Source organism: Shewanella putrefaciens, from assembly GCF_016406305.1.
GTDB lineage: Bacteria > Pseudomonadota > Gammaproteobacteria > Enterobacterales > Shewanellaceae > Shewanella > Shewanella putrefaciens_C.
Window position 1 is genome coordinate 2,526,635 of the sequence record NZ_CP066369.1, and the last position, 21,338, is coordinate 2,547,972.

The 21,338-nt window shown below is 45.9% G+C and carries 13 protein-coding genes; all 13 read right to left on the minus strand.

Going from position 1 to position 21,338, the window contains the following annotated elements; all coding sequences use genetic code 11:
* Nucleotides 1-481: 481 nt before the first annotated feature.
* The 13 genes from JFT56_RS10955 to JFT56_RS11015 all read right to left on the minus strand — a co-directional run bounded on the left by JFT56_RS10955 (nucleotide 482) and on the right by JFT56_RS11015 (nucleotide 21,243).
* Nucleotides 482-1,015 carry a cell division protein ZapC gene (locus JFT56_RS10955; protein WP_007648572.1) on the minus strand — a complete coding sequence of 178 codons (534 nt, stop codon included), beginning with the start codon at nucleotides 1,013-1,015 and terminating at the stop codon, nucleotides 482-484.
* Nucleotides 1,016-1,216: 201 nt separating this feature from the next.
* Nucleotides 1,217-2,236 (minus strand): quinone-dependent dihydroorotate dehydrogenase, encoded by a 1,020-nt coding sequence (gene pyrD, locus JFT56_RS10960; protein WP_198780142.1) that lies wholly within the window; start codon nucleotides 2,234-2,236, stop codon nucleotides 1,217-1,219.
* 62 nt (nucleotides 2,237-2,298) lie between these two features.
* Nucleotides 2,299-7,143: an NAD-glutamate dehydrogenase gene (locus tag JFT56_RS10965; protein WP_198780143.1), complete on the minus strand. Its 4,845-nt coding sequence runs from the start codon at nucleotides 7,141-7,143 to the stop codon at nucleotides 2,299-2,301.
* A gap of 263 nt (nucleotides 7,144-7,406) precedes the next feature.
* Nucleotides 7,407-9,722 carry an efflux RND transporter permease subunit gene (locus JFT56_RS10970; protein ID WP_198780144.1) on the minus strand — a complete coding sequence of 772 codons (2,316 nt, stop codon included), beginning with the start codon at nucleotides 9,720-9,722 and terminating at the stop codon, nucleotides 7,407-7,409.
* 32 nt (nucleotides 9,723-9,754) lie between these two features.
* Entirely contained in the window at nucleotides 9,755-10,768 is a 1,014-nt protein-coding gene (locus JFT56_RS10975) for a WD40/YVTN/BNR-like repeat-containing protein (protein ID WP_198780145.1), read from the minus strand.
* 54 nt (nucleotides 10,769-10,822) lie between these two features.
* Nucleotides 10,823-12,187 carry a DUF1329 domain-containing protein gene (locus tag JFT56_RS10980; protein ID WP_198780146.1) on the minus strand — a complete coding sequence of 455 codons (1,365 nt, stop codon included), beginning with the start codon at nucleotides 12,185-12,187 and terminating at the stop codon, nucleotides 10,823-10,825.
* A 13-nt stretch (nucleotides 12,188-12,200) separates the two neighbouring features.
* Complete coding sequence (locus JFT56_RS10985) at nucleotides 12,201-14,243, minus strand: DUF1302 domain-containing protein (RefSeq protein WP_198780147.1); 2,043 nt, start codon at nucleotides 14,241-14,243, stop codon at nucleotides 12,201-12,203.
* Between the two features lie 338 nt (nucleotides 14,244-14,581).
* Nucleotides 14,582-14,797, minus strand: a complete 216-nt coding sequence (locus tag JFT56_RS10990; protein ID WP_198780148.1) for a DUF2835 domain-containing protein — start codon at nucleotides 14,795-14,797, stop codon at nucleotides 14,582-14,584.
* Nucleotides 14,798-14,840: 43 nt separating this feature from the next.
* Nucleotides 14,841-17,390, minus strand: a complete 2,550-nt coding sequence (pepN, locus tag JFT56_RS10995; RefSeq protein WP_198780149.1) for an aminopeptidase N — start codon at nucleotides 17,388-17,390, stop codon at nucleotides 14,841-14,843.
* Nucleotides 17,391-17,474: 84 nt separating this feature from the next.
* Nucleotides 17,475-19,520, minus strand: coding sequence for a carboxy terminal-processing peptidase (prc, locus tag JFT56_RS11000; RefSeq protein WP_198780150.1), 2,046 nt, complete (start codon nucleotides 19,518-19,520; stop codon nucleotides 17,475-17,477).
* A gap of 28 nt (nucleotides 19,521-19,548) precedes the next feature.
* Nucleotides 19,549-20,184, minus strand: coding sequence for an RNA chaperone ProQ (proQ, locus tag JFT56_RS11005; protein ID WP_198783555.1), 636 nt, complete (start codon nucleotides 20,182-20,184; stop codon nucleotides 19,549-19,551).
* Nucleotides 20,185-20,467: 283 nt separating this feature from the next.
* The gene (locus JFT56_RS11010) at nucleotides 20,468-20,926 is read right to left on the minus strand and encodes a GAF domain-containing protein (protein WP_198780151.1); all 459 of its coding nucleotides are present in this window, start codon (nucleotides 20,924-20,926) and stop codon (nucleotides 20,468-20,470) included.
* Between the two features lie 17 nt (nucleotides 20,927-20,943).
* On the minus strand, nucleotides 20,944-21,243 hold the full coding sequence (locus JFT56_RS11015; RefSeq protein ID WP_198780152.1) for a YebG family protein: 300 nt from the start codon (nucleotides 21,241-21,243) through the stop codon (nucleotides 20,944-20,946).
* Nucleotides 21,244-21,338: the final 95 nt, after the last annotated feature.

The following is a 21,338-nucleotide window of genomic DNA, read 5'->3' on the forward strand; positions in this document are numbered from 1 at the left end:
ATGGGTTATGAGGGGATCATAACATTTCTTATTAGGTGGCCAAATTCACTATGCCACTACAGATAGGCAGGACGCCAGAATGTCGTGCAATGCAGGGATGCATGAGAACGACCATGGCTCTCGTTCATATGCTTAGAAACCCTAGGTTTCTATTCACCGAGTCGACGAGTGAATGCCATGGCAAACCTACTTGGGATGATAAAGAGTGTTTTATACAAAAAGAAAATTCGAATTAAGAGTAGCAAGGCTAACGAGTTAACATTCAATGGTATTTAATAGCAAGGAGTTGAAAATTAATATGGAGATAGAAAAAGATTTTCTTGGGAAAAATACTATCGATAGCACATCTGCGCCATAGGGATTTGAGCAAACAATCAGCTAGTGGTGGATATCAAAAACAATAGTAATTGATGCCTAATGGTAGATATTCAAAACCAACAATAACTATTTATATGCAATCACGCGATGCTGCAACCACAATCTAGGCCGCGACCACATGGCGCTGTACACGTAATGGGTGTAGGCGGTTATGCATCACTTTAATGGTTTCAAACTGCACCATAGTTTTAGCACCGGATAAAACACACTCGGGCGATAATAACATCACTAAGGCTGATTGCAGGGTGTTTTCAACCACAAGCACGAGTGCCCTTTGCTTTTGGCATTTAAGCTCAAATACTTTACCCACATCGCTATAAACACAGACATCGCTGGTATCAAAAAACCAAGATTTTGGCATCTGCGGTGTAAGCATAAAATGGGCTGCGGTGGCATTGAGAGCAATTTGCACAATGGCGGCATCGGTTAAAGAGAGGGTTTTAGGCAACTTCTCGAGTAAGCTCATATAGAATTTGGCGTGCGCGATATTAAATTCCATCCTCGATAAGGCATCAGGAATTAATGATTTTGCTTTATAAGCCGTCAGAAATTCTATCTCGGAACCTAACGATACGCCTAATACACCATACGAATCGTTATATTTCCATTGCCAATCCTTTTGCGGCATTAATAACATAACGTTTACCCAGTATTTGAACACTGGGACATAATAGTAGATATTTTATTCAATATCAAAATAAAAATAATAAAATACAAATTATTTAACAACAGCTTAGTAGATCTATTCCTTGATCTTAACTGCGATCTAAAGATCGTTTTAGATCGCAGTTATTTAAAAAGATCTTTTTTTTAGATCCCTATATTGATCTTAAGATCATTATTTTAATCGGTAGGCTTCTACAATTTCTTTAATTAACTTTGGACCTTGATAAATAAAACCCGAGTAAATCTGTACCATAGTCGCGCCCGCATCGAATTTGGCTAAGGCATCCTCGGCACTATTAATACCGCCTACGCCGATGATCGGGATCTGTCCTTTCAAGCACATAGCTAACTGCTTGATCACTTTCGTCGACAGCTCAGTCAAAGGTTTACCGCTTAACCCGCCGCTTTCATTGGCATTAGCAAGACCACTAACCCCATCACGGGTCAAAGTGGTATTGGTCGCAATTGCGCCATCAAATTTGTTTTTAATCAGAGCTTGAGCGATATTCTCAATTTCTTCACTGGTTAAATCTGGGGCAATTTTAAGCGCGATGGGCACATACTTTTTATGTTTTTCAGCAAGCTCAAGTTGCTTAGTTTTAATGGCGCTTAATAATTCATCTAATAGATCGCCATATTGCAGCGATCGCAATCCTGGGGTATTGGGTGATGAAATATTCACCGCAATATACGCCGCATGGGGGTAAACTTTATCCATGCAGATCAAATAATCGTCTTTACCCTGCTCTACTGGCGTGTCTTTATTTTTACCAATATTGACGCCGACCATAATATTCGTCTTCTTGGCGAGCAAGTTTTTAACTAAATTATCGACACCTTTGTTATTAAAACCCATGCGATTGATGATGCCTTTGGCGGGTTTTAATCTAAATAAGCGGGGCAAATCATTACCGGGTTGTGGCCTTGGGGTAACAGTCCCCACTTCGACATGGCCAAATCCCATCGCATGAAAGGCATCAATCGATTCGCCATCCTTGTCCATACCCGCCGCTAAGCCAACAGGATTTGGAAAGGTCAGCCCCATAAAGTTTACGGGGGCGGGGGCAATAGTTTGTCCATACAGGCAGATTAATGGACTATTGGCAGTCATTTTTAAACTGCCTATAGCAAGATTGTGAGCTCGCTCAGGATCCATCTGAAACATGACTTTCTGTGCGATTTTATAAAACATGTACTTTCCTCGACCTAAAAAAAGCCCCGGCGATCGCCAGGGCTTCTGATTGTTATAAAAGTTTACTTTTGGCCTTCGCAGTGAAGGATCAGAAGATTAAGTTCACGTAGGGCGACAGAGAACTTAGCAAACTCATGGCTTTGCGACGTTTTGAAGTCAGCTAGCATGTGGAACCATCTTTCCAATAAGCCTTGATTGATCTCAATCCACTGAGAAATCACGCTTTCGGCATCACAGGATTCACTGCAGGTTCTTAGCACCACTGAACTTAATGCACGTTGTTGCCAATCCAACTCTTCCCTAAAGGCGGCACGGGCCAGTGCTTGCCAATGGTTCGCCACAGGTTGAGCGCTGATCTGTTCTAAGAACCAGTGCAGCTCAACACGGGCGCCGAGTTTGAAGTAAGTTTCGGCAACTAATGCCACTGTCTTACCTTCTGCTTGGGCAATTTGTGCTATGTCTAAGGCTGAGAACAAGGTACTCATATTAGCCACAACGGTCGCAACATCCTGCGGTACATTCTCTCTGATCAAGGCATTGATCTCAGATTGGATACCTTTCGCTTCTTCTTCGACTAGGTATAAATGAACATTCGCTTTGATCTGTTCAAATACAGGTTTGAAGAAGGCAACCGTTTGCTCGATGCTCCAAGTACGGTTACGGTGGCGCAGGAACCAGCGACAAGCACGACGCATATTGCGGCGTAACTGGTGCAACATCTCACCTTGAACCACAGCAGGTACGATACCGTTTAAGTCAGTGATCGATTTAGTTAATTCAGCTAAACCAAATACTTCGCGAGCCATAGTGTAACAAATCGCCGCATCGGCAACTGAGGCACCTGTCTCATCTTGCATACGTTGAACGAAGTTCAGCCCCATGTCGTTAACGAGTTCATTGGCGAGCGAGGTCGCAATGATTTCGCCGCGCAGTGGGTGAGTCGCCATTCTGTCGCTGTATTTTTCCTGAAGTTTTTTCGGGAAATAGGCGATGAGCAATTGGCTTAATAGCGTATCTTCAGTGATTTCTGGCGTCACTAACTGCTCTTTCAGCACCATCTTCGCGTAGGCAACCAGCACAGATAGCTCAGGGCGTGTTAACGCGCGACCACTGGCTAAACGTTCAGCTAGCTCGTCGTCAGAGGGTAAAAACTCTAACGCTCTGTCTAACTTGCCTTCTTTTTCCAGATACTGGATAAAGCGGATCTGCTCTTTTAACTGCTCAGCACCGCGTACTTGAGTCACAGAGATAGTACGGGTTTGATCTTTACAGTCCTGCAGTACGATTTGGCCGACTTCTTCGGTCATTTCTTCCAGTAAACGGTTACGCTGCTTAAGCGTTAGTTCACCTTCAGTCACCATAGCGTTCAGCAAAATCTTGATGTTCACTTCGTTGTCTGAACAGTCCACACCACCGACGTTATCCACGAAGTCAGTGTTGATGCGACCGCCGTTAGATGCATATTCGATACGACCTAACTGAGTACAACCTAAGTTACCACCCTCGCCGACTATCTTAGCGCGCAGTTCGCCGCCGTTGACACGTAGAGCATCGTTAGCACGATCGCCAACTTCAGCATGGGTCTCGCGGGATGACTTAACATAAGTACCGATACCACCGTTCCAGATCAGATCCACTGGCATTTTCAGCAGTTCTTTCATCAGCTCAGTTGGGGTCATAGAGGTTTTCTCTGTGGCCAACATTTGCTTCATTTCCGCCGACAGTGGGATTGATTTAGATGAACGCAGGAAAATACCGCCGCCCTTAGAAATCAACTTGCTATTGTAATCTTCCCAGCTTGAACGTGGCAGAGCGAATAAACGCGCCCGTTCATCATAACTTAATGCCGTATCCGGATTTGGATCGATAAAGATATGCATATGGTTAAAGGCTGCAATCAGTTTAGTGTGCTTAGACAACAACATACCGTTACCGAATACGTCGCCCGCCATGTCACCTATACCTAAACAGGTAAAGTCTGTGGTTTGGCAATCGATCCCCACTTCGCGGAAGTGACGCTTAACCGATTCCCAACCGCCTTTGGCCGTGATGCCCATTTTCTTATGGTCATAACCGTTACTGCCGCCCGATGCGAACGCATCACCGAGCCAGAAATGGTATTCAAGGGAAATCGAGTTCGCGATATCGGAGAATGTCGCAGTGCCTTTATCGGCTGCTACCACTAAATACGGGTCATCTTCATCGTGACGCACCACATCCACTGGATGGACGATTTCACCGTTCAAAATGTTATCGGTAATATCGAGCAAGGCGCGAATGAAGATACGGTAGCATTCTTGACCTTCGGTGAAGAAGGCTTCACGGCCGCCTTCGGTCGGTAATTGTTTACAAACGAAACCACCCTTGGCACCCACAGGCACGATTACGGTGTTTTTCACTTGCTGGGCTTTTACCAGACCTAATACTTCGGTACGGAAGTCTTCACGGCGATCCGACCAACGCAGACCACCACGGGCCACTTTACCGTAACGTAAATGCACACCTTCAACCCGTGGCGAATAAACGAAGATTTCGAATTTCGGCAATGGGCGTGGCATTTCAGGGATCAGCGAAGGCATGAATTTAAACGAGATATAACTCTTAGATTCGCCTTTAGCATCCAACTGATAGAAGTTAGTCCGCAGCGTCGCGTTAATCAGGTCTAAATAACGACGAATAATACGGTCATCATCTAGGCTAGAAACTTCGTCTAAACGTAAATTGATCTGCTCCATAAACTTGCCCAGCGTACGGGTCTTGAGTTTTGGATTGAACTTACGGATAAACATCTTCACCAACAAATCGGCGATTTGTGGGTAACGGCCGAAGGTTTCTTCGATATAAGCTTGGCTGAAAGTTGCATCGATTTGACGCATGTACTTAGCGTAAGCACGCAGTACAGACACTTCACGGCCAGTTAGACCAGAGGCCAGAATAATGCGGTTGAAGCCGTCATCTTCTAACTTCTTTTGCCACACTTGTGACAGTGCAGTTTGGAATCTGTCTTGACTATCGGCGATATTGTCTGTGTTGACGACTTTAACTGTCATCAAGAAGTCTAAGATCCAGAAGGTTGAACCGTCCGTTGTCGTGACTTCATAGGGGCGCTCGTTGATCACCCGCAGACCAAAGTTTTCTAACATTGGCAGCACGTCAGAAAGATGAATAGGCTCATCTTTATGGAATAACTTTAAACGCACTTTGTTGTCGTTCAGCGCCGCTTCCTGCGGTTGATAGAACAACATGCCGAGCTTGTGTTCATCGTCCAGCGCTTCGAGCTGTTGCATATCAACAACGGCTGAGCTTGGCAGTACGTCTTCTTTATAGCTTTGTTCGAAGGCGTTAGCGTAACGCTTCATCAGATGAGTACCGGCTTCTTCGCCTAGGGCGTTGTTTAGCGCAGTATTTAACTTATCTTCCCAAGAACGTGCCGCTTCTATTAAGTTATTTTCTATGGCAGCCACATCTACATCCATATTATTGTTATCAACTTTGACTATGTAGTGAGTACGGGCCAGGGTCGACTCGGAGAAATACGTCGTAAACTCTACATCTTCTTTGCTGTTAAAATGCTGGGCCAGAATACGTTGGGTATCTTGGCGAAGTTTAGTGTTGTAACGATCCTTAGAAACGTACACTAAACAGGATAAGAAACGGCCAAAGCCATCTTTGCGAACAAAGAGTTTCAGCTTGTCCCTGTCTTGCATCTCGAGCACACCGTGAGCTGTGTGGGCTAAATCATCCACATTGGCTTGGATTAGCTCATCGCGCGGTAAATTCTCAAGAATGTTCAGCAGGGCTTTATAGTCGTGGGAACGTGGCGTTAAGCCTGAACGATCTAACACACGCTGCACTTTTTCGTTCAGCAGTGGGATTTCACGTGGGCTGCGGTTATACACGTTTGACGCATACAAACCGATAAATCTGTCTTCACCTACCACATTGCCTTTCTTATCGAAACGCTTGATGCCGATATAATCGACATAGGCAGGACGGTGAACACGGCTCTTAGCACTGCTCTTCGTCAGAATGAGTAAGCTGTGGTCTAGGGCTTCCTTACGGGCACTGTCGGAGAAGCTAGATAACAACAACCCTTGCTCTGGTTGAGTTTTGTGGTGCTTATTCATCAAACCTAAACTAGAGGCAATATTAGGCACTAGCTCGACATCGCCTTCAACACGTTTTAGATCGTATTGACGGTATCCCAGTAAGGTAAAATGATGATTATTAAGATAAGTTAAGAAGTTAACCGCTTCTTCTAACTCTTGCTTCTCACCGGGGAACGGGCGCTTTGGCAAATCTTTAATGGTTTCGCTCAATTTAGCGGACATGGCTTCCCAGTCATTGACTGAGGCGGCAACATCGGCGAGCACGGATTGGATTTCGCGCTCCAGAGCCTTGATATCCACTGTGCTGCTTTGACGGTCAATTTCAATTAAGAAAACCGCCACTTGCTCAGTACTGTCTGGGCTCTGATTCAGATAAGTCACCTTAGTGACTTCTTCTGCAGAACGTTCGATCGCCAGTGGCGTATGCAACATCATATGAGCGGTAATACCCATACGATTCAGTGCCATACCAACTGAATCTACCAGGAATGGCATGTCAGGTTGGATGACTTCGATGATCGAATGGGTCGATTGCCAGCCGTGTTTTGACTGGCTTGGGTTGAATACTCTCAGGTGAGTTTGACCCTTAGGGGTCTTATTTAAGGCGTTCCATAAACTGAGAACGGCACCGTACAAATCGCTATCGTTACGCGCATTGAGGTCGTCTTTCGACATGTGGGCGTAAAGGCAGGTCGCGAACTGTTCAACTTGCTTGGCTTGTGAATTAGGGACTTTAGCGTGAATTAAACTGACTACATTTTCAAGTAGTACTGAAGGCATTGCATCTTTCAAGGCCATGTTGCTGTTTCCTTAAGCGTCTATGGCAGCGCTTTTTTTCATTATTGGATGCTTCGGCTTAACGATCGCAGAATATTAGTGTGATCCGGATCATCGCGCGAAGTTTATTACTAAATCCTCTGTATTTCGAGGAAAATTTTAGTGGTACATCCTCTGTAAATCCAGCAACAGCGTAAAGATGACGCAACATGTGCGCAAAAAATCAAAAAATTAGCTTTTGTATGCAAAACAAATGGGGAGTAATCACTCCCCATTAACTTTACTTACTGAGCCTTACGCCAGAATACCGCCGCCAGCGCAGGCAGGATAATTATGGCGCCGAGCATATTTACCACAAACATAAAAGTCAGCAGTATCCCCATGTCCATTTGGAATTTGAGCGCCGAAAAAAACCAAGTGCTCACACCTATGGCTAAGGTTAAGCCGGTGAAAATCACCGCACTGCCCCGCTCAACTAAAGCCTCATAGTAGGCCTGTTGCACTGGCATACCGTTAGAGAGCTTAGAAGACATGGTCGACAGGATATAAATCCCGTAGTCCACACCAATACCGACCCCCAGAGCAATAACAGGTAAGGTACTGACAGCTAAACCAATATCGAGCTGGGTCATCAAGGCTTGCGCCAGAGTCGACACCACATACAGAGGGATGATCACCGCCACTGTGGCTTTAAAGGACTTAAAGCTGATTAAACACAGCACAAACACGGCGCCATAGACATAGATCATCATAGGCAACTGCGCTTCGGCCACCGCTTCATTGGTCGCGGCCATTACGCCCACAGGTCCCGATGCCAGTTTGAACTGCAGCTTTTCATTATCCATTTGCGCGGCAACCGCTTTGACCTTAGCCACCACAGTTTCAATGGTTTCCGCCTTATGGTCCTTCATAAACAGATACACTGGCATAACAGAACAATCGCCATTTAACAGCCCAGAAGTCGTCGGAATTTGGCCAATGGCTTGTACTAAACTCGCCGTTGTGCGCGGCAGCACCTCCCACTTAGGATTGCCTTCGTTAAAGCCCGCATTCACTTTTTTAGCCACGGAAGCCAAGCTCACCGTCGATTCAATGCCTGGGGTATTACGCACTCGCCATTCAAACTCATCAATTTGCGTCAGCACATCATGGTAAGTACAGGCCTCAGGCGTTGCTTCGACAATCACGGTCATCACATCGGTAGTGATAGAAAAATGATCTGTGATGAAGAAGGTGTCTAAGTTATAGCGGGAATCTTGATGGAGTGCGGGAGCGCCGCCCTGCAAGTCACCGATCTTCATCTGGTTGGCCTGTTGCAGCCCCGCAAAATATAAGGCAATAGTGGCAATAATCACCACCAGAGCATATTTAGGTGTCGCAAACTTGGCCAGAAAACGCCAAATGGCCTCGGCGCGGACTTCTTCAGCCGTCGGCTTACCCGATGAAACCACGTTCAGTTCTGTATAAGAAATCACTAAGGGTAAGAGGATCAGGTTAGTGAAAATAATCACGCCTACGCCGAGGGATGCTGAAATCGCTAGCTCGCGAATAATGCCGATATCAATCGATAGCAGGGTAATAAAACCCACGGTATCAGAGAGTAATGCCACGCCGCCTGGCACTAATAGACTACGAAAGGCCGAAGCCGCCGCCGCTTTAGTGGTTTGTCCGTCCATCACACGGCGCCTTACCGCATTGATCATTTGTACCCCGTGGCTCACCCCGATGGCGAACACTAAAAAAGGCACCAAAATCGACATAGGATCGAGACCAAACCCAATCACGGTCAATAAGCCGAGCTGCCATACCACGGCAATTAAGCTACACACTAAAGGCAAAACGGTGAGAATGACCGATTTAGAGAAGAGGTACACCATGGCAGCGGTGATCAAAATTGCGATCACGAAAAACAACAACACGCCCTTAGCACCATCGGCCACATCGCCCGCCATCTTGGCAAAGCCTATGATGTGGATTTTAACCTTGTCGGTTTCGTACTTGCCCCTAAGTTCTTTTTCCAGTTGCGCCGCAAAGGCAATCGTATCTAAGGGTTTACCCGTCTGAGGATCGAAATCCATCAATTGGGCAGAGACCATAGCCGCACTGTAATCATTGGCAATTAAGCGCCCGACAATCCCCGCTTTCTCTATGTTATCCCGAACCGTATCCAATCCAGTTTGAGTGGTTGAAAAATCGGCGGGGATCACAGGACCACCGGCGAAACCATCTTCTACCACCTCGGTAAAACGTGTCGAAGGCGAAAAGAGCGATTTCACCTGTGAGCGCTCTACGCCGGGAATAAAAAACAGCTGATCATGGACATTTTTTAAGGTATCAAAATAATTGGCATTGAAAATATTGCCGCTGGTGTCTTCCACCGCCACCATAATGCTGTTAGCGCCACCAAAATCCTTTTGATGCTTGAGGTAGGTTTGCATATAGCTATGATTAAGCGGAATATTTTTAATAAAAGCCGCATCCATTTTAAGCTGACTGGCTTGATAGCCCAAAAAAAATGTCAGCAGCACAAAAATGCTCACGACCCATGCGCGATTGCGGAATAAAAATGACTCAAATCCGTTGACCAGTTTTTCTAACATCTTCTCGGCCCTGTTATTGTTGTTTTAAAGTTTTATGGCTTAAGAATAAACAGCCCTTGGCTGCCCGATAACCACACATTCCCTTGATTATCCTTTGCAATTGAAACTAAGTTTTCCCCTTGGCGACGGGTCACTATACTAGTGCTGTCATCCTGATTTAACTGGATGACGATGCCCGCATTACCGACTAGATACAAAGCATTATCCGAAACGGCCATAGCCCCATTGATTGAGGATTGCACCGGCATCTCAATTTCAGTCCACTGGGCTAAACTGCGTTCGGCCTTAAACACATGCCCACGCAGCCCCATCACATACACGGCATCTTGGGTTTCAATGGCATTAAACATTGAGCCATCATAATCAAAGGCAGTACGGGCAAAACTGAGCCCCTTATCCTCTGATACGGCAACGAGCCCCAATTCACCGACCAATAGGAGTCGGCCATCTTTCAGCGCCACTACACGATTAAAGTGTGGTAACAGGGAGGCCCGTTCAGTTACGTATGCAGCCTGATCACTTTCTTTAAGCTCAGCTAAATAGGAGACATCCTCCTCGGCCAGCAGTTCTTGATGGAACTCTTCATTCCAAGTCACACCACCGTCGAGGGTGCGGTAAAACAGGCCATAGGCGCCAATCGCCATCCCCTCCTGCTCATTTAAAAACAACACATCGAGGAAAGGCTTTTCAATCTCAGAGGATTGCATCTGCAGTGTCCAAGTCTGACCGCCATCCTGAGTGTGCACTATGGTCGCATCGTGACCCACAGCCCAACCGAGTTTTTCGTTGAGGAAAAACACTTTAGTTAATTGCACTGATGTCGGCGTTGGCACTTGCTGCCAGTGGTCATTGAGCACGAGTACATGACCACGTTCACCAACGGCAACTAAGTGTTGACCCGCATGGGCAATATCGAGCACTAAAGAAGACGAGGCCAAGGGCTGAATTTGTGATGAAAGCGTATCTGACACAGCAGAAAACGAAGGGAGGGACAATAAACAACCGGCACCTAACGCAGCAATACTATGAAGGATGCGAAACGACATACAAACTTCCTTAAACTAATGAGGGGCGCTAAGCGCCCCTACTACCGTGGCTGATTAACGAATACCTTCACGACGTAGTGCGTCGGGGGTAAAGTTCGCTTCACTCAGTTTGGCATCAAAGTTATACATACCACTCTGGTTGTCTAATCCCATGGCCAAATAGCGACGAGATTGCAGATCATGGAACACTTCTAAGGTATCCCATTGTGTGGGCACCTCGTAGTAGTTGATACCATGGGCAACCGCCACTCGATATAACTCATCACGGTTGTCATAGAGATCGGCAATCGAGACTTGCCATGAATCTTCGTCTAGGTACATTACGCGGGTTTTGTAAATATGGCGCATGCCATCTTTCAGGGTCGCCTTCACTTCCCACACGCGGTGTTTTTCCCAGCGAACAAATTCAGGATTGAGATGACCTGGTTTCAATATTTGGTCATATTTCAACTTGTCTGAATGCAGTTTGTAGTCGTTGTACGGGATATAAATTTCTTTCTTACCGACTAACTCCCAGTTGTAACGCACGGGTGAGCCGTTAAACATGTCGAAATCATCCGTGGTACGTAAACCGTCAGACACTGTGCCCGGTGTATCAAAAGCCACGTTTGGCGCCTTACGCACACGACGTTGTCCCGTGTTGTAGGTCCACGCTTGGCGTGGAAGCGCCTCTTGATCCATGGTTTCCTTCACCAGCAATGCCGTTCCCGCTAAACGTGCCGGTTGCGTCACTACTTGCTTAAAGTAGAACAGCGTATTGCTGGCTTTAAGCTGATCTAATGTGATTTCTGGGCGAGAATACTCGAAACGAATTTCTTCGGCGGTTTCAACTAGGGTATAACTCCCATCGGCGGTCGGTGCCGCTTGGCTACGAGACGTTTCAACATCTACACCACGGAAGCGTAAAATATGGTTCCAAATCGCCTCTAAACCATTGGCTGGCAGCGGAAATGGGATACCAATTGACGCACCGGAAATACCGTTACCTTGAGCGACTAATTCCGCACGGGTAGCGTTGGTTTTAGTCGCATCATAGACAAACTGTGGCACAGAGGCGCTGCGGCGCGTCTTATACACGTTCATCTTGTAGGTTTCAGGGTAAAGCTCAAATAATTTCATCTGACCTGGGGTCAAAAAATCCTTATATTGAGCCTTGTTAGCATTGGTAATGGTAAATTCAATCTTATCCTCAGGGAAAGGATCTGGGTGATGCATGCCCTTGGTATAACCCGCTACAGGCTTAGTGATACCACCATCCCACGCCGGAATAGAGCCGTCAGCGTTGCCCGCTTTTTCCGCCCCTAATGGGGTTAACTCATTGCCAAGTTTAGCCGCATCAGCCTCTGACACCTTAGCCATAGCGACTGGGGCTACGAGTGCTAACATGACAGCACTCGCCAATATCGTCAGTTTCTTCATTGTTTTAGTCCTTTTAGATCGAATACTTGATATTGAATGAAACATAATCACGATCTGCCATCGCATTTGTCGTACCGACTCCGCCAAAGAAACTGTTATAGGACAGATCTGCGCCCCAACGGTTTTGGTAATCGAAGTTCACCCCTAGCGCGACAGATTTACGTCCCTCAGTGAACAGGAACATAGGATCCGGCGTGATACCGTCAACATCGTGGGAGAAAATCACCCGAGGCGCCATGTTCACACCCGCAAACAGGTTGTTAAACTCGGCTTTTGCCACTAAACGGTAGCCCCAAGCAAAATCCGTTGGGAATGGGTTAGTTTCAGGGCCATTATGCAGTGCCTGAATGATCCCTGGCATATCTGGATTGCCACCGGAACGCGCTGTACCTGGACCATTTAAACGCAGTTCATCAAAACCTGGCATATCATGGATCCACACACCACCGACTTCCGCCAACATAGTCAAGTTATCTAAACCTAAGGTTGGACCAAATAAATGGGTAAAAGTCGCCTGCGCTTGAGTGGTATCAAGGCGAATAAAACCATCGACGGTTTCACCCGGTTGAACCCCATCAATCTGCGAAATACCATCGAGATCCGGGCGAATACCCGCATTCGCTAGCTGCTGTGGCATACCCGCAAATAACAATTCTACGTCATCGATTTGCAATGGCTCATCTTGGCGATGGGCAATTTCGGCCGCGACAGAAGTGTCACCTACTAAGGTGTTAAAGCTAAAGCCGTAGAGTTTAATATCTTCTGGATAGACGATTTGCGCCTTAGAGAAACTCTTTAGACTTAGCAACAATTCACGATTGATATCACCCGCATTTTGGCCAACGGTCGCAAGATCCGATAGGAGTGCGCCCGTGCTAAAGTCCGCCGCAGTACCACTGATCAGTGGGCGGCGACTATGGTAATTCATGAAATAAACACCAAATTCGGTTTCACCTAGCTCAGGTGCGTAATATCCCAGTTTAATACCGTATTGACCGTCATTGCTTGGCTCTTCTTCGTCCTGCACGAGTGTCACTTTAGTCGGATAAGCGAGGGCCATTGCCGCCAACTGCTCCGTTGGAATAGATTGCCCGCTGGCGATCATGCCCGCTAAACGCTCATATTCTTGGATCACAAAGTCTAAGTTGATGTCTGGGTTAGCGTTAAAACCCAGCTGCGCATTTTGGTTATAACCACCAAAGCCCGCAAAATCGTTCGTCGCAAAAATAGAGCCAGGAGTAGGTACCCAAATCGGTTCCCAATCATATTGATAGAAAGCCTCTACCGATAATGACTCTGTGATCCCAAGGGATGCCCATACCATGCCCTGGGGCCTAAAAGCTTCTTTTAACTCGGCGCCGGGGGCATTGAGAATGTTCAAATCCACCGCGTTGATTTCACTGATCCCGTGGGCAATTAACGTACTTTCCCCCCAGGAAACCACTTGATTACCGACACGAATGGAGAGTGGATTGGCGCCATCATTCAAATCGAAATTGGCGTAGACAAAGGCATCTAACAAACGGATATCTTTACATTGCACTTCTGAGGCGCGGTTATCAGCGCAGGGGTCAAACTCTTCACCCGTTATTGGATCATTGAAGTCATAACTGCCATCGTTTAACTTGCGATCATAAAAATACATGCCACGGGCAAATAAGCCGTAGTTTTCGTATTTTAACGAGAGTTCATGTAACCCTTTGATAATTTCAGAGGTGGTATCACCTTGAGAATAAAGCAAGTTACTTAAATCGTTATTACTGGAATAAGAGCCGGGTTGGGCCCAAATTTCCGCAGATGTGTATTTTGTATTACCAAAGGCAGAGTAGTTAGACCAATCGAACTGAGGTTGGTTAACTTTACCTATCTGACCTTCCCAATCACGTTCCCCAACACGCCAGCTCGCACCAGCGGTCCAAGTTGAGTCAAATGTACCTTCAACCTCACCCCAATCAAATGAGACCGCATTAACGTTCGACACCACCAATAAACTCAATGCCGACGCCACCCCCAAAGCAAGCGCCGACTTGTTAAAACTATTTTTAACAATTTTCATTTTAGCTCTCCGTACCCTGCTGGATTCTTTGTTTTAGGAATTACAACCAACATCTTGTTAGCTCACAGGTAACATCATTGTTACAGCAATTAATCCCCATGAGCAAGGCACAGTTAGAGAAAATTTTCTAAAGAATTAAGCACGTAGACACATTTATGTCACAGGCAACACAGAGGATATTTAAATTAGAAAAGCAGAAGATAAGATGTGAGGGTAAAAACAGATCAAAAAATCATATATTTCATTAACATAATGATAAAGAAAACGTCATCCGCTAAAATGAGTAATCAGCCGACCGTTTAAAGTAATTACTCTAATAAAAAATAACCCAATTACCCCTAAACACGATTTAATGAAACAAATTGTCCTTTATCATCAATAACCAACTTGAAATGGCCATGAATACCATTTTCAGTTAAAAAACCTCTGAAATGTCGACCATTGATCCACAGTATTCGCCCCTGACTTTCACGCACTTCCACCTTATCGGCGAGCCCCTGATAATAGGGTAAAAAGTCTTGATAACTAATTGTAAGTTTGAAATAAAATTCCATGAATATTCAGGCGGCAAACACTGCCGCCCTCCTCTATCAAGTCTTAGTTAGCCAAGGCTTTTGAGACTTTTTCATACATATCTTTCGATAATTCCGGTAAAGCTAACAGTTGTCCCAAACATGCCCTGATCTGCGATTGCCGCGCCTTATCAAACTTCCCAAATTGGATCAAAGGGGTCACCATACGCGCTGCGACCTGGGGATTGAGTTTATTCAAGGTAATAAGGCACTCTGTTAAAAAAGCATAACCTTTACCATCGGCGCGGTGAAATTGATAAATATTGCCTGCGGCAAAACTGCCAATTAACGCGCGTACCCGGTTAGGATTGCTCATGCTAAAGCTGCCGTGCTGCTGTAATTGTCGCAGGGTATCAATCACATCATCGGCATCACGTGTCGCCTGCAGCATAAACCACTTGTCCATCACTAATGGCGTATCGTGCCAGCGCTGCTCAAATGCCTGCATTAAGTCGTGGCGACAGGATAAATCACCGACATTCGCGGCCATTAATGCCCCTAGGGAGTCGGTCATATTACCCGCCTGTTCAAACTGGCTTACCACAAAATCCTCCGCCTCAGCCGATACTCGACTCAACCAATTTAAGCATTGATTCTTAAGAGCGCGGGCCTGCGTACCCTCTACAGCCACTAAGGTACGATACAGGGCGACCAATTCATCTTCACAATACGAGGACAGTTCAGTTAATACAAACTCCCGGGCCAATGCTAAGGCATCCAAATCGACACTTTCCGCCTGCTCAATTAAGGCTGAAGCCGTCGGTATCCCTAGGATTTCAGCAATTAAGGCTGGGTCAAGCTCAGTATTAAGCAATACTCCCTTAAAGCTATCCCGCACTCTTTCATCGAGTGTCATCGTTTGTTGTTGCTGTAAATGGGCCACGTTTTGCCAAATGGCCTGGCTGACAAGCACCACCGAAGCCTCCCAACGGGCGACTTCACTCGTTGCAAAACGCATTAAGTGAACCAGTTGATCAACCTCAAAATCGTAGTACAGTTTTACCGGGGCAGAAAAATCTTGCAGTAGTGAAATAACCGGCTTATGGGTTAATCCTTCGAAGCTAAACACCTGTTCGGCTTGAGTAAAGTCGAGCACTTGATCCACTAAAGATTGGCCCTTCGCATCTAAAAGCTCGATGCTGAACGGAATATGTAACGGCGATGCACAGTTCGCTAAACTTTGTTTGAGCGTCAGCTGATAGATACCCGTTTGCGCGTCGAAACTGTCCGTCGCGGTCACGGCCGGCGTGCCGGCTTGGCTATACCATAAACGGAATTGGGTTAAATCCACGCCGCTGGCATCTTCCATTGCCGCCACAAAATCATCACAGGTCACAGCTTGACCATCGTGACGTTTAAAATACAGTTTCATCCCCGCCTGGAACTTAGTTTCACCAAGCAGAGTGTGCATCATGCGAATGACTTCGGCGCCCTTGTTATACACAGTCACAGTATAAAAATTATTCATCTCAATCACAGATTCTGGGCGGATCGGATGGGACATAGGCCCTGAATCTTCAGCAAATTGTTGATTCTTGATCACTTTAATTGCGTGAATTCGATTCACTGCCCGCGAACCTAAATCCGAACTAAATTCTTGATCGCGAAATACCGTTAATCCTTCTTTCAGACTTAACTGAAACCAATCACGGCAGGTCACACGGTTACCCGTCCAATTGTGGAAATACTCATGGCCCACCACAGACTCAATACCGTGATAATCCTCATCGGTCGCCGTTACGGTATCCGCCAGCACATATTTAGTGTTGAAGATATTTAAGCCTTTGTTTTCCATCGCTCCCATATTGAAGAAATCGACGGCAACTATCATATAAATATCAAGATCGTACTCGAGATCAAAGCGAGACTCATCCCAAGCCATAGACTTCTTGAGCGATGCCATCGCATGGGATGCTTTGTGTAAATTGCCTTTATCAACAAAAACTTGTAATGACACTTTACGGCTACTGCGGGTGATAAACTCATCTTCTAACAGGTCAAAATCCCCTGCAACTAAGGCGAACAAATAGGCGGGTTTCGGGAAAGGATCCTGCCAGCAAACATAGTGGCGTCCTTCAGGTAATTCACCCCGTTCGATTAAATTGCCATTGCTCAATAAATACGGGAATGCCGCCCTATCGGCCTCGATACGCACAGTATATTTGGCCAATACATCGGGACGGTCGAGGAAATAGGTAATACGTCTAAATCCCTCCGCCTCACATTGCGTGCAATAGGCACCATCGGACATATATAAGCCTTCAAGGCTTGAGTTAGCCTCTGGGTCGAGTTGTGTCTCTATGGCCAGTTCAAATTCATCAAGGTTTGTCTCAAGTTGCAGCTGACCTTGACTCAGTTGATAAGGCACTGTTTCACCATTGATGGCAACGGCAAGCAAGACTAAATCATCGCCATCGAGTACCAGTGGCAATGCGTGGGCTGACGTGCGCTTGACCTTACTTACGGCTTTTACGCGGGTATCTTTACCCGCCAAATTGAAGGCTAAATCGATGGTTTCTATTGTAAAATGAGGCGCTTGATAATCTTTTAAGTATTTTGCTTGAGCTTGTGTCATTTCGAACCCTTTAACATTGATCTAAATAAGAAAAAACGCGCCATAAGCGCGTTTTTAAATGGGATAAACCGAGTCGATTATCGCCTATTGTGCGTTAGTTTTGGCGAGCTTTTTAGCATCGACCATATCTAAGGTGATAAAAGCGGTTTCATCTAAAAATGCATCCGGTAATTCGGCCTCGTCTTCAATGTCTTCCATTGATTTCACGGCGGCTAAACCATTTGCCACTCGGCGTTCATTGGTTCTATCGAGCACTTTCTTCTCATCGGCTTCCCGGGAGGCGATACGCTCACTTTCAACCAGAGAAACCGTCTTCTCTTTATGATGCTTTTTAAAGTCTGCAATATCTTGATTGATATAAGCAAACTCTACACTGCTTTTGATCCGGTTAAGGTGCTTGGCCTCAAGGCTAGTCACTAACTCAGGGGTAATATCATTGAGCGTGCCATATTGTGCCATGGGGACTTTATCCCAAGGCAAGGCATTCTTTTCTTCCGCTTCACCGTACTCACCCGGCTCTAAGGCACTGGGGTAAGCAATATTGGGGGTGACACCCTTTATCTGAGTGCTACCGCCATTAATGCGATAAAACTTCTGAATCGTATATTGCACATGGCCGATTGGCTTCTCATACATATCATAGATACGGCCAAGACTCTTATGCTGTTGCACTGTGCCTTTACCGAAGCTCGATTCACCGACAATTAGCGCACGATCGTAATCTTGCAATGCAGCGGCAAAAATCTCAGAGGCTGAAGCGCTATAGCGGTCAACCATAACCGTCAAGGGACCTGAATAATTTGTTTTACCATCATTGTCACGGTGTGCAGAGACGCGGCCATCGGCATCACGAATTTGTACTACTGGACCCATATCGATAAAGAGGCCCGTCAGTAATACGGCTTCGGTTAAGGCTCCACCACCATTACCCCGTAAATCGATCACTATACCTTCGACTTTGGCTTCATTAAGTTTGACGAGTTCTTTTTCCACATCCTGGGATAAATTCATATAGAAACCAGGAATTTGGATCACGCCAACCTTACGATTCGCATATTCGCCTTCTTTAGGCTCGATAATCTTAGAGGTCGCAGCACGATCTTCTAAGCGAATTTTGTCACGCACTAAGGTCACATTGAAGGGTTTAGCATTTGAACCGCCCTTCTTTGGCAGAATTTGCAAAACTACCTTACTGCCCTTCGGACCTTTGATCAGATCGACCACATCGTCTAAACGCCAGCCGATCACATCGACAATCTCGCCACCTTCTTGGCCGACACCGACAATTTTATCCTCAGGAGAGAGCTTTTCACTGCCTGCAGCAGGACCGCCAGCGATTAAACTCTTGATCACTGTGTAATCATCTTCGAGTTGTAACTGCGCTCCAATCCCCTCTAGGCTCAAGTTCATTTCCATTTGGAAACGCTCGGCATTACGTGGAGAAAGATAGCTAGTGTGCGGCTCAATGCTGCGGGAGAAGGCATTCATCACGCCTTGGAATACGTCTTCACTGTTGGTTTGAGTCAGACGTTTAATGGCGTTGTTGTAACGCTTTTGCAGAATATCAACGATTTCAGGCCATTTCTTGCCCGTCAACTTGAGATTAAGCGCATCGTATTTAACACGTTGACGCCATAATTCGTTAATTTCAGCCTGATCCTTTGGCCAAGCAGCGTCATCTCGGTCGTACTCATACGCATCACCGGGTACGCTGAAATCTATTTCTTTATCCAGCAGAGACAAGGCATAGACAAAACCTTCATAGCGGCGTTTTTGTACCACATCAAACATCTTATATGCGGGTTCAAGCTCGCCTGAAGTCAGCATATCGTCGAATTGATTGAGGTAAGGCTTAAAACCGTCGACATCCGCCTGTGTTAACACATTGCGGCGGTAATCGAGTTGCTGTAGGTAGCGGTCAAAAATCTGCGCAGAAAACGCGTCATCTAGCGCAAATCTATGGTAGTGCGAACGAGTGTATAAGTCCGTCACTCTTTTGCTAGCAACTTTATGCTGTGCTTCCTGCTGGAGAGTGGGTAACTCGCTGATTTGAATCGTGGGTGGTACAGCCCAAGCCGAGAATCCGACAAAAACAGTGGCGATTGAGGTAGCCAAAGTGAGTTTTCGCATCAACAAGTTACTCCGTTTTAATAAATGATTACAGCAGGATATGTTCTGCTCTAACTTTTATGGTTAGGCCACTATCTAACTGAACATGAATATCCTCTTTGTTAATGTCAGTGATCACACCGGCTACGGGTGTCATACCTAACTTAACATTGACGCGTTGTTTCTTCGCTAAATCCGTGAGTTGCGCCTGGACTAAATTCACCACAGGTGCGGCTTTTGGAGCGGGTTTAGCGGGACGCTCAGTCTTAGGACGCTGGGGAACGGCAACTTTTTTAGGCGCGCGTTTGGCTGGCGTTTTCGCTGGGCTCGGCGCCTGTGCGGCACGTTTTGCCTTCGCTTTATCTTGACTTTCTTTCAACATAGCTTGAGCGTGATCTATATGCTCTTGCTCTAACTCGCCGCAAGGCTCGCCATCAAGATCCACACGCTGCGCGCCTGCTTTGACAGACTTCAGGTAACGCCAGCTGCTGGTGTAACGTCTTAAGGCCACTCGCAGTTGAGTTTTACTGACTTTAGAATCATCAGCCAACCTTTCAGCCAAATCTTGAAACAATCCGATTTTTAATGGCTTAGTTTCACCTTCAGCAATAAAGCACAAAGGAAATGTTTCATACAAATACGCCAAAATTGCATTGGTGTCGGTCAACTTATCTGTTGATTCCATCATTACTTCCACAGTCAAAAAGGGACATCGAATTCGAGGTGATATAAATCAGCTTCTTACGTGTCGTTTATCTTGGTTAAGCTCACTATCGAGCCAAGGTACAAATTAGCATTCTCGCCGCATTTACTAAAGTTAAAAAAACATAACTTAACAATTTTTTACGGCTTAACATATCAAGCTTATTGATGACATGGCCGCCAGCGTAAGCTTAATCGGTGCAAGCGCATATTATAAGGCGCACGCTACCGATTGCGACCATGAATTATGCGTTATTGTACGCAAATTAATCAAATAGGCAGCTTTCGAAGCTTTTAACCAGCAATTCCAGTCCCTTTTGGTCCTCTTCGTCGAATCTATCGAAGACAGGGCTGTCAATATCGAGCACCGCAATCACTTTTCCTTGGGCTCTGACTGGCACCACAATTTCTGAATTACTGGCAGAATCACAGGCAATATGACCATCGAACTGGTGCACATCGGCGACGCGTTGGGTTTGGTCGGCTAACGCTGCTGTGCCGCAAACGCCTTTTCCTAACGGAATGCGCGTACAAGCCACTTTCCCTTGGAAAGGGCCTAAAACGAGTTGCTCACCACGCATCACATAAAACCCAACCCAATTGAGTTCGGTAAGATTGTCATTGAGTAAGGCTGAAAAATTAGCCATTGCCGCCACAACATCATCTTCCCCTTCTAATAGGGCAAGAGTTTGGCGGTTCAATGACTCGTAAAATTTAGATTTCATGACATTTCCTAACCACTTTATTCGGCAGCTTCCACCTTTTTGGCCACTTTCTTCGCTGCGGTTTGATTTGTTGGCGTACTATTAACCTGAACCGCGCCTTTAAGCAAGTTCGTCAGCTCATCTTTATTGTTAGCAAAATAGAATGCGAGTCGTTCGCTCAGACTCTCATCAATACCTAATTCCGCTTTTTGAATGAAGGGGATCAAGTTATCGGCGATATCGAGCATCTTATCGTAGGCATCTGCCTCCTTTTTCGATGTGAATGTCATCTTTTCAACCCCTTCTCTTACCACGACAAACTGTGTAATAACTGCCATGACTGCCCTCGCACTGTTTTTATATACAGTGCGCAGAATGACATAGATTGAAGTTGTGATGCAAGTGTTCTGATTAATCTGTATTATTAGGCCGT